Below are 10,011 nucleotides of genomic sequence, written 5' to 3' on the forward strand. Positions count from 1 at the left end.
CGGGGCGGGGGGGGTTGGGCGGGGGGGCGGGGGGGGGGCGGGGCCCTTAGGGGGGGGGGCCCGCCCACCGCCCTGCTGGGCGCGCCCCGCCTCCACCATCCGGAAGGCTCTCGGGGGCCGTACGGAGCCTCCCTCCCACCTGACCCGCGGAGGAATTCCCGTGAAACGAGCCGTCGCGCTCACCAGCCTGCTCCCCCTGGCGATCCTCGCCGCCCCGCCCGCCTCCGCCACCGCCCTGAGGGCCGACATCCCGGGGGCCGCGGCTTCTTCGGAAACCGTCACCTCTTCGGGGGCCGTCGCCCCTTCTGAGACCGTCGCCCCTTCGGAGAGCGCCGCCTCTTCGGGGGCCATCTCTTCGGGAGCTGTCACCTCTTCGGGGGCCGTCGCCTCTTCGGGAGCCGTCACCTCTTCGGGGGCCTCCGGCCGGAGGCCCGACCTGGGGCGCCAGACCCTGCCCGCGAACGACGGCTGGGCCGCCGAGGGCACCGGCACCACCGGCGGCGCCGCCGCGCCCGCGTCGAACGTGCACACCGTCTCCACCCGCACCGAGCTGGCCACCGCGCTCGCCGCCCCCTCACCGAAGATCATCTATGTGAAGGGGACGATCGACACCGACAGGACCTGCGCCGACTACGCGACCGGCGGCTACACGCTGGAGGCCTACCTCGCCGCGTACGACCCGGCGGTGTGGGGCAGGGCGACCGTGCCCTCGGGCCCGCTGGAGGACGCGCGGGTCGCCTCGGCCGCCAGGCAGACCGCCAACATCAAGTTCAAGGTCGGCTCGAACACCACCGTCGTCGGCCTCGGCGAGAACGCGCGCGTCCGGGGCGTCAACCTGCACGTCGACAAGGCCGACAACGTCATCATCCGCAACGTCCTCTTCGAGGACACCGCCGACTGCTTCCCGAAGTGGGACCCGACCGACGGCGCCGAGGGCAACTGGAACTCCCTCTACGACAACATCTCGGTGACCGGCTCGACGCACGTGTGGGTGGACCACAACACCTTCACCGACGGCGACAACCCGGACTCGGAGCAGCCGCGCTACTTCGGCAGGCCCTACCAGGTGCACGACGGGCAGCTCGACATCACCAACGCCGCCAACTTCGTCACGGCCTCCTGGAACCGGTTCTCCGGCCACGACAAGACGATGCTGATCGGCTCGACCAACAACCCGGCGAACGACACGGGCAAGCTGAAGGTCACCGTCCACCACAACCACTTCGACGACGTGCTCCAGCGGCTCCCGCGCGTGCGCTTCGGCCAGGTGCACGTCTACAACAACTACTACGAGATCCCCGACGCCTCGGCCTTCCAGTACGCCCTCGGCGTGGGCGTGCAGTCGCAGATCTTCGCGGAGAGCAACTTCTTCCGGCTGGGCCGGGCGGTCGCCCCGGCGGACCTCCTCTACAACTGGGGCGGCACCACCCTCACCGCCAGGGAGAACGTGCTCCGCGTCGGCGGCAGGGTCACCCCGGTCGACCTCGTCGCCGTGCACAACGCCGCCTACGACCCCGACCTCGGCACGGACGCGGGCTGGACCCCCGTCCTGCACACCGCGATCGAGCCGGCCCGGACGGTGGACCGCTCGGTCTCCCGGCACGCGGGCGTGGGCGAGATCCGCTGAGGACCGCCGCACGCCCCCGGACGGCCCGCGGTGGCGTCCGGATCCCCTGACGAACCCGGCGGATGCGAACGGACACCGGTGGCCCCCGGAGATCCGGCGGATCCCGGGGGACGTCGAGGGACACCCGAGACACCCGGGGACATCCGAGGGCCCCCGGATACCTCCGGGGACACCGCGGGACCCGGCGGACCCGGGCGGCTCGTGAACAACGAGCCACCCGGGTCCGCCCGTGTCAGGCCCCGGCTCCCCCGGGACCCCGGACGTTCCCGCCCCGTGAGGGTGTACGAGCCCGCCTCACGGTGTACGAGCCCGCGTCACGGTGTACGAGCCCGCGTCAGGCGGGCGCTGTGAAGGTGTACGAGCCGGCGCCGAGGCGGAAGACGGCCGCGCCGCCCTCGTACCCCATGGGCACCGCCTCCGGCGGGCCGGTGACCGCCGCGGCCGAGGCCGAGGGGACCCGGACGGTGGCGGTGGCGTTCGCCGGGATCTCCACCCGCAGCGTCAGCGTCCCGCCGCCGATCGACCAGTCGCTGAGCGCCCTGCCGTACGGCGTCCGCAGGTCGGACTTGCCCGAGGTGAGCCCGCCGCCGGGGCGCGGCGCGATCGTGATCCGGCGGTAGCCGGGGTCGCGGGCGTCCGGGCCGAGGCCGCCGACCGTCCGGTACAGCCAGTCGCCCACCGAGCCGAGACCGTAGTGGTTGAAGGAGTTCATCCCCGGATCCTGGAAGGAGCCGTCGGTGCGGATGCCGTCCCAGCGCTCCCAGATGGTGGTGGCTCCCCGGCTGTTCATGTATCCCCAGCCGGGATAGCCGGGCTGCAGCAGGATCTGGTACGCGGTGCCGAGATGGCCGTGGTCGGCCAGCACGGGCAGCAGGTTCTCCACGCCCAGGAAGCCCACGCTGAGGTGGCCGTCCCGCGAGGCCACCTTCGCGGCGAGCTTGTCCGCGACCGCCTGGGCCCGGTTCTGCGGCACCATCCCGAACGACAGCGCCAGCACGTACCCCGTCTGGGTGTTGCCCGACACGGTGCCGTCGGCGGCGACGAACCTGGCGGTGAACGCCTGGGCCACCTGGTCGGCCAGGGTGCCGTAGGAGGCGGCGTCGGCGGTCCGCCCGGTGGCCGCGGCCATCCGCGACAGCAGCCGGGCGCTGTGGCCGAAGTAGGCGGTGGAGATCAGGTCGTTCGCCGTGTTGTCGTTGACGTTCAGCCAGTCGCCGTAGGTGTCCTGGTTGCGGATCAGGTCGGCGCCCGAGGTGGAGCGCGAGTAGTCGACCCAGCGCTTCATCCCCGCGTAGTGCTCGTCGACGACGCGCAGGTCCCCGTACCGCTGCCACAGCGTGTACGGCACGATGACGCCCGCGTCCGCCCAGCCCGCCTTGCCCGCGCCGCAGCAGACGTCGGGGACCACGTCGGTGAAGGCGCCGTCCGCGCGCTGCGCGTCGGTCAGGTCATCGGAGAACTTGTCCAGCAGGCCGTGGACGTCGAAGTTGAACGTCGAGGTCTGCGCGAAGATCGCGATGTCCCCGGTCCAGCCGAGCCGCTCGTCGCGCTGCGGGCAGTCGGTGGGCACCGACAGCATGTTGGAGCGGGCGCCCCACAGGATGTTGTGCTGGAGCCGGTCGACGAGCGCGCTGGAGGAGTCGAAGGTGCCGGTCGGCGCGCCGCCGGTCCAGGCGGCCCGGCCGGTGAGGCTCGCGGTGGTCGGCGTGCCGGGGAAGCCGGTCAGCTCCACGTACCGGTAGCCGTGCACGGTGAACCTCGGCTCGTACACCTCGTCCGCGCCGGTGCCAGCGAGGGTGAACCTGTCGGTCTGCCGGGCGGCACGCAGGTTGGCGGTGTAGATCGTGCCGTCGGCGTTGAGCACCTCGGCGTGCCGCATGGTCACCGTGGTGCCCGCCGGGCCGCGTACCCGCAACCGGTTCCAGCCGGTGAAGTTCTGCCCCAGGTCGACCACCCACACGCCGGGCCTCGGCTGGGTCACCGACTGCGCGGCGATGTCCTGCTGCACGACCACGCCCGGGTCGACGGCCGACACCAGGGTGGGCTTCGCCTCCCCGCGCACCCGCACCGCGCTCCAGCCGGAGTCGTCGAACCCGGAGGTGTCCCAGCCGGTGCGGGCGGCGCGGGCGTCGTACTCCTCGCCGTGGTAGAGGTCGTCGGCGGTGATCGGCCCCGGCGCGGTGCGCCACGAGGAGTCGGTCAGCACGGTGGTCTCGGTGCCGTCGGTGAAGCGGACCCGCAGCTGCGCCGAGTACCAGGGCTGGGTGCCGTACCTCTGGCTTCCGGCGAAGCCGAGCGATCCGGCGTACCAGCCCCGGCCGAGCTGCGCGCCGACGGCGTTGTCACCCTGGCGGACCAGCGAGGTCACGTCGAAGGCGCGGTAGGTCACGCGCTTGTTGTAGTCGGTCCAGCCGGGCGCGAGGACCTCCTGGCCGACCCGCGTGCCGTTGATCCGGGTCTCGTGCAGGCCCAGCGCGGTGACCAGCAGCCGCGCCTCGGCCACCGGCTTGCCGAGCGAGAACCCCTTCCTGACGTACGGTGCCGCCTCGGCTGCCGAGACGTTCGAGGCCCACGGGCCGGAGCCGTAGGCCGCGACGACGCGGGCCGCGGGCCAGGAGGCGTCGGAGAATCCCGGCTGCTCCCAGCCGGACGGGCCGCTCTGCGAGGCCTTCCACGCCGCGTCGGTGACGATCCGCGTGGTGGCGCCGCCGACGACGACCTCCAGCGCGGCGATCGCCCCCGCCGGGGAGACGGTGGTGTTCTGGGTGGAGAGGGCCAGCGTGTTGGTCCCGGCCTGGAGCCGGGAGGCGACGTCGACGACCGCGGCGGACTTCCAGGAGTCGGTGGCGCGGGGTGACGTGCTGACCTGGACGCCGTTGACCCACACGTCGGCGGTGTCGTCGCCGGTGACGGTGAGCCTGGCGCGGGTGATCGCCCCCGGGGGCAGCGTGAACTGGCGGCGCAGGAACCGGGTGGCCTGCGGCGCGCTCGCCGCCGGGTCGCCCTCCGGGTACCAGATCCAGCTCGCGCCGGACAGGCCGGGAGCCGTGCCGGGCGCGCCGACGAAGGCCGCCCGCCACTCCGTCGCCGGGGCGAGCAGGCCGGTCTCGAACCAGTGCGCCGGGCCCCATCCGGCGGCGCGGCCCTGGGTGTCCCAGACCCGTACCCGCCAGTGGTAGCGGGTCTGGGAGGCCAGCGCGCCGCCCCCGTAGACCGCGTCCACCGACTTGCCCGACACGACGCGCCCGCTGTCCCACACGTCGCCGGTACCGGCCTGCGCGCGGGCCTCCGTCGAGGCGACGATGATCTGGTACGCCGCCTGGACCTGCCCGGGGGCGCCGGAGGTGAGCTGCCAGCCGAACCGGGGCCTGGCGGTGTCGACGCCGATCGGGGCGGCGCGGCGCTCGGTGACGGGCGCGGTGACCGTGAGCGGCGAGGCGGCGGCGAGGTCGGGGGCGACGACGTCGCTGTTCCAGGGGGTGATGCCGTACGTCCCGGAGACCGCGGCGGCGGGCCAGGAGGAGTCGGCGAACCCGGGCTCGGTCCAGCCGGGGACGACCGTCTCGGCGGCCTTCCACGCGCCGTCGGTGACCAGCTCCACCGTGCCGCCCGCGGTGACGACCCGCAGCCTGCCGATCACCCCGGCCGCTCCGGCCGCGGTGTTGCGGGCCGCCACGGCGAGGATGTTGGCACCGGAACGGACGGCCGCGGCGAGGTCGACGTAGAGCGACCGCCGCCAGGAGTGCTCGGCCCGGGGCGAGGTCGCCAGCGGGATCCCGTTGAGCCAGACGTCGAGGGTGTCGTCCCCGGTCGCGACGAGCTGCGCCTCGGTGACGGCACCCGCCGGGACGGTGAACGTACGCCGCAGGTAGCGGGTGCCCGCGGGGACGGACTGCCGCGCGTCCCCGCCGGGGGACCAGATCCAGCTGGCCCCGGCGAGCCCGACCGGGGCGGCGGCGTTCGCCGGGGCGGTGACGGCGGGCAGCAGCCCCGCCACCAGCGCGCAGAGGGCCAGTGTCCACAGGGCTGTTCGTAACCGGCCGGGGTGGAGGGAGGGGAATGGCATGCCGTCTCCTTGCGATCCGTGGGGGGCGAAAAGGCAGGGCGAACCAAGACGGAGTAAATCGATTTAAAGCTGACTGGACAGTAGATCAGCGTTTCCAGCCCGTCAATAGCTGATTAACACGACATTTCCGACAGAACCACCACGCAGGTACGACCCTTTTTGTTGTTACGTTTTAATAGGGAGTTAGGACAAGCCGAAACAGGCCCGCGATCGGGGGGCACCGGCCTCCGGGCACGGAAGGCGCGTCGCCCGGCACCGCGGAGACACGGGCCCGGCACCACGGAGACACGCTGCCCGGTATCGCGGAGGCACAGGCATAGCGCCGTGGAGGCACACTGCTCGGCACCGCGGAGGCACAGGAACGGCACCGCGGAGACACGCTGGCCGGTATCGCGGAGGCACGGCGCCCGACACCGTAGAGGTACGCTGCCCAGCACCGGCCGCACATTGTCGGCTGACGGCCTTCGCGCCAGACCACGCGAAGTCCGTAGTGTTCCGCCCTGCAATCACCCTTCTGCGTGATTTATCCTCATCTCGTGATCGAAACGGGGGCGTTGCTGGGCCGCGACGAGGAGCGGCGACAATTGCAGCTGCTGCTCGGCCACGCGCGCAACAGCCGCGGCGGATCGCTGCTGATCACCGGCGAGCCGGGAATCGGCAAGACGGCGCTGCTGGGGGACGCCGCCCCGGCCGGAATGTCGCTGCTGCGGCTGGACGGGGTCGAGTCGGAGATGACGCTCCCGTTCGCCGCCGTCCAGCGGCTCATCATCCCGCTCGGCGGCCACCTGCCGGTCCTGTCCGAGCGTCAGCGGCAGGCCATCCATGTCGCCTCGGGCCTGGTCGAGGGCCCGCCGCCCGATCGCTTCCTGGTGGGCATGGGCGTACTCGCCCTGCTCGCCGCGGCCGCCGCCGCGACGCCCGTGGTGTGCGCCGTGGACGACGCGCACCTGCTCGACCAGGAGAGCCTGGACGTCATGGCGTTCGTGGCCCGGCGGCTGGCCGTCGAGCCGATCGCGCTGCTGTTCGCCGCCAGGGACGAGCAGGGCGTCACCGCGCGGATGGGCGGCGTCCCGGAGCTGGTGCTCGCCGGGCTCGGCCAGGAGCCCGCCACCGCCCTGTTGCGCCGGTCGCTCAACGCGCCGATCGACCCGGCCGCCGCCGCCGCGATCGCCCGCGCCACCGGCGGGAACCCGCTGGCGCTCATCGACCTGGCCGAGGACCTGTCGGCGCAGGAGCTCGGCGGTCTCGGCCTCGGTGCCGACCCGATCCCGGTGGGCCGCCGCCTGGAGGCGCACTACGTACGGCGAGTGCGGCAGTCCGACGCCGAGGTCCAGCGATGGGTCCTGCTGGCCGCCGCGGACACCTCGGGCAACCTCGACCTCGTCACCGCCGCGGCGCGCACGACGGACCTCGACGGGGACGTCGTCGACCGGGCCGAGCGTGCCGAGCTGGTGGAGCTGCAGGAGACGATCCGGTTCCGGCACCCGCTGGTGCGCTCGGCCATCTACAACGCCGCCTCGGGAGCCGACCGCAGGCAGGCGCACCGCGCCCTGGCCACGGCCGCGGACCGGCTGGGCATGGTCGAGCTGGAGGCGTGGCACTCGGCCAAGGCCACGCTCGGCACCGACGCCCAGGTGGCCGACCGGCTGGAGCACGCGGCCGACCTCGCCGCCCGCCGTGGCGGCTTCGCCTCCCGGGCGAGCATCCTGACCCGGGCCGCGGAGCTGAGCCCGCCCGGCCCCGTCAAGGACTCGCGGCTGGTCGGGGCGGCGGAGGCCGCGCTCGTCGTGGGCGCCGCCCGGGTCGCCCACGAGCTGCTGGAGCGGGTCGACACGAGCTCCACCGGCCGCGTGGACCGGGGCCGCATGATCGTCGTGCGTTGCGCGCTCGCCATGTTCACGGTCGATCCGGCCGTGCTGCTGCCCGCGACGGCCGAACTCGTCCGTGCCGCCGACGAGTTCCACGGCATCGACCCCGAGCGTGAGCAGCGGGCGCTGCTGAAGGCCTTCGAGTTCTTCCTGACCTCCGAACGTCTCACGCCGGGTATCTCCTGGCAGGAGCTGGGCCGCCGGCTGGAGACCGCGTCGGGGCTGGAGAGCGGGCCGGTCGCGACGATCCTCGCCGGTCTCGGCGCGCTCGTGCTGCGGCCCTACGCGCAGGGGGTTCCCCTGGCCCGCGCGGCCTTCGACACGATCATGGAACTGCCGGACCACGAGATGATGTACCTGGGCACGGCGATCGCGGCGCTGGGGACCTACCTGTGGGACGACTCCGGCCGCCGGGCGGGGCTCGCGCGGGCCGCCGCCGCCGCGCGTGAGGCCGGGGCGCTGCAGGTGCTCGACACCCTGATGTGGGCCACCTCGCTGGCCGAGCTGACCGGCGGGACCGTGGGACGGGCCGAGGAGGCCATGGCACAGGTCCGCGAGGTACGGCTGGCGATGGGCTACGAGGCAGAGAACGTGATCAACGCCGCGCTGATGGCGTGGACGGGGACACCGCGCCATGTCGTCCTGGCCGTCGCGGACGGCGCCAACTCCGTCGGCTTCGGCGGTGTCGGTGCCGGCGCGACCGCCGCCCTCGGCCTTCGCGACCTCGCGGAGGGCGGCTACCGCGACGCCTACGACCGCCTCAGGCCGCTGGTCGAGCATCCGTTCCTGCACGTGACGCCCACCCAGTACGCCGATTTCGTCGAGGCCGCCGTGCGCAGCGGCCACCCGCGCGAGGCGCGGCCGTTCGCCGATCTGCTCGACGAGCTCGCCGCGGCCGGCGGGTCGTCGTGGTGTCGTGGCGTGGCCCACCGCGCGCGGGCGTTGACCAGCCAGGACACGGCGGCCGAACCGCACTTCCTGGCCGCGATCGAGGCGCTCGGCCCCACGTGCGCGAAGATCGACCTGGCCCGCGCCCACCTGCTGTACGGCGAGTGGCTGCGGCGGACGCGCCGCCGCCGCGAGGCGAGCGAGCAGCTGCAGGCCGCGATCGGGCACTTCGAGCACAGCGCCGCGCGGATGTTCCTCCCCCGGGCCCATGCCGAGCTGGAGGCCGCCGGGGCCAAACCGGCCGGCCCCGGTGACTCCGGTACGCCCGACCTGACCTCCCGGGAACTGGCCATCGCCCAGCTGGCCGCGACCGGACACACCAATCCCGAGATAGCCGCCAACCTCTTCATCAGCGTGAACACGGTCGACTACCACCTGCGCAAGGTGTTCCAGAAGCTCGGCCTGTCCTCACGACGCCAGCTCGCGGACAGGCTCAAAGCCGACGACGGCTGAGCGACTACGCGAATCACGTGGTCTGCGGGAGGCGGCACCGGCGGCATGCTCGATCCATCCATCGAGCCCAGGGAGGCCGCAGTGCCCTACGTCACCACCGACGACGGAGCCCAGATCTTCTACAAGGACTGGGGGCTCGAAGGATCCCCGGTCCTGCTCAGCCACGGCTGGCCGCTCAACTCCGACGCGTGGGAGGCGGCCGCTCTCTTCCTCGCCGGTCACGGGCATCGCGCCGTCGCCCACGACAGGCGCGGCCACGGCCGCTCGTCGCAGACCTGGCACGGCAACGAGATGGACACCTACGCCGACGATCTGGCGTGCCTGATCGAACACCTCGACCTGCGCGACCTCACCCTGGTGGGGCACTCGACCGGCGGCGGAGAGGTCGTGCGCTACCTCGGCCGGCACGGCAGCGCCCGCGTCGCCAAGGTGGTCCTCGTCTCCGCCGTACCGCCGCTGATGGCGCGCACCGGCGACAACCCGGAAGGGCTGCCGATGGAGGTCTTCGACGCGATCCGCACCGGCGAGGCCGCCAACCGGTCCCAGCTCTACCGGGACCTGGCCGACGGCCCGTTCTTCGGCCACAACCGCCGAGGCGACGTGGCGCAGGGGTTCCGGGACGCGTTCTGGCTGCAGAGCATGGCGTGCGGGCACCGGGCGGCGTACGAGTGCATCGCGGCCTTCTCGGCCACCGACTTCCGGCCGGACCTGGCGAAGATCGACGTTCCCGCCCTGGTCGTCCATGGTGACGACGACCAGATCGTACCGTTCGAGGTCGGGGGGAAACGGTCGGCGGAACTCATCGACGGTGCCGTCTTGAAGGTCTACGAGGGCAGCGGGCACGCCCTGCCCGACACCGACCGCGACCGCCTGCACGCCGACCTTCTCGAATTCATCCGCGCCTGACCCGCCGAAGGGACGCTCACGAACCGAAGCGCCCGACAGGCCGGATGCGCTCACGAACCGAAGCGCCCGACAGGCCGGATGCGCTCACGAACCGAAGCGCCCGACAGGCCGGATGCGCTCACGAACCGAAGCGCCCGACAGGC

The 10,011-nt window shown here is 73.1% G+C and carries 4 protein-coding genes; 3 read left to right on the top strand and 1 reads right to left on the bottom strand.

Going from position 1 to position 10,011, the window contains the following annotated elements:
- Nucleotides 1-160 precede the first annotated feature (160 nt).
- Nucleotides 161-1,627 (top strand): pectate lyase family protein, encoded by a 1,467-nt coding sequence (locus ABT053_RS43050; RefSeq protein ID WP_350977937.1) that lies wholly within the window; start codon nt 161-163, stop codon nt 1,625-1,627.
- A gap of 334 nt (nt 1,628-1,961) precedes the next feature.
- Here the strand turns inward: ABT053_RS43050 and ABT053_RS43055 are convergent, their stop codons facing one another.
- Nucleotides 1,962-5,693: a family 78 glycoside hydrolase catalytic domain gene (locus tag ABT053_RS43055; protein ID WP_350977939.1), complete on the bottom strand. Its 3,732-nt coding sequence runs from the start codon at nt 5,691-5,693 to the stop codon at nt 1,962-1,964.
- Nucleotides 5,694-6,229: 536 nt separating this feature from the next.
- On the opposite strand from ABT053_RS43055, the gene ABT053_RS43060 reads away from it, so the two are divergent.
- Both ABT053_RS43060 and ABT053_RS43065 read left to right on the top strand, forming a co-directional pair.
- Nucleotides 6,230-8,962, top strand: coding sequence for a helix-turn-helix transcriptional regulator (locus tag ABT053_RS43060; protein WP_350977942.1), 2,733 nt, complete (start codon nt 6,230-6,232; stop codon nt 8,960-8,962).
- A gap of 45 nt (nt 8,963-9,007) precedes the next feature.
- Nucleotides 9,008-9,868: an alpha/beta fold hydrolase gene (locus ABT053_RS43065; protein WP_350977944.1), complete on the top strand. Its 861-nt coding sequence runs from the start codon at nt 9,008-9,010 to the stop codon at nt 9,866-9,868.
- The last annotated feature ends 143 nt before the right edge of the window (nt 9,869-10,011 follow it).

The sequence above is a fragment of the Streptosporangium sp. NPDC002524 genome (assembly GCF_040295985.1).
Classification (GTDB): domain Bacteria; phylum Actinomycetota; class Actinomycetes; order Streptosporangiales; family Streptosporangiaceae; genus Streptosporangium.

What these genes read in the sequence shown, in the direction of transcription:
- ABT053_RS43055 (WP_350977939.1), bottom strand. Translation starts at nt 5,693, where the DNA reads ATGCCATTCCCCTCCCTCCACCCCGGCCGGTTACGAACAGCCCTGTGG.
- ABT053_RS43065 (WP_350977944.1), top strand. Translation starts at nt 9,008, where the DNA reads ATGCTCGATCCATCCATCGAGCCCAGGGAGGCCGCAGTGCCCTACGTC.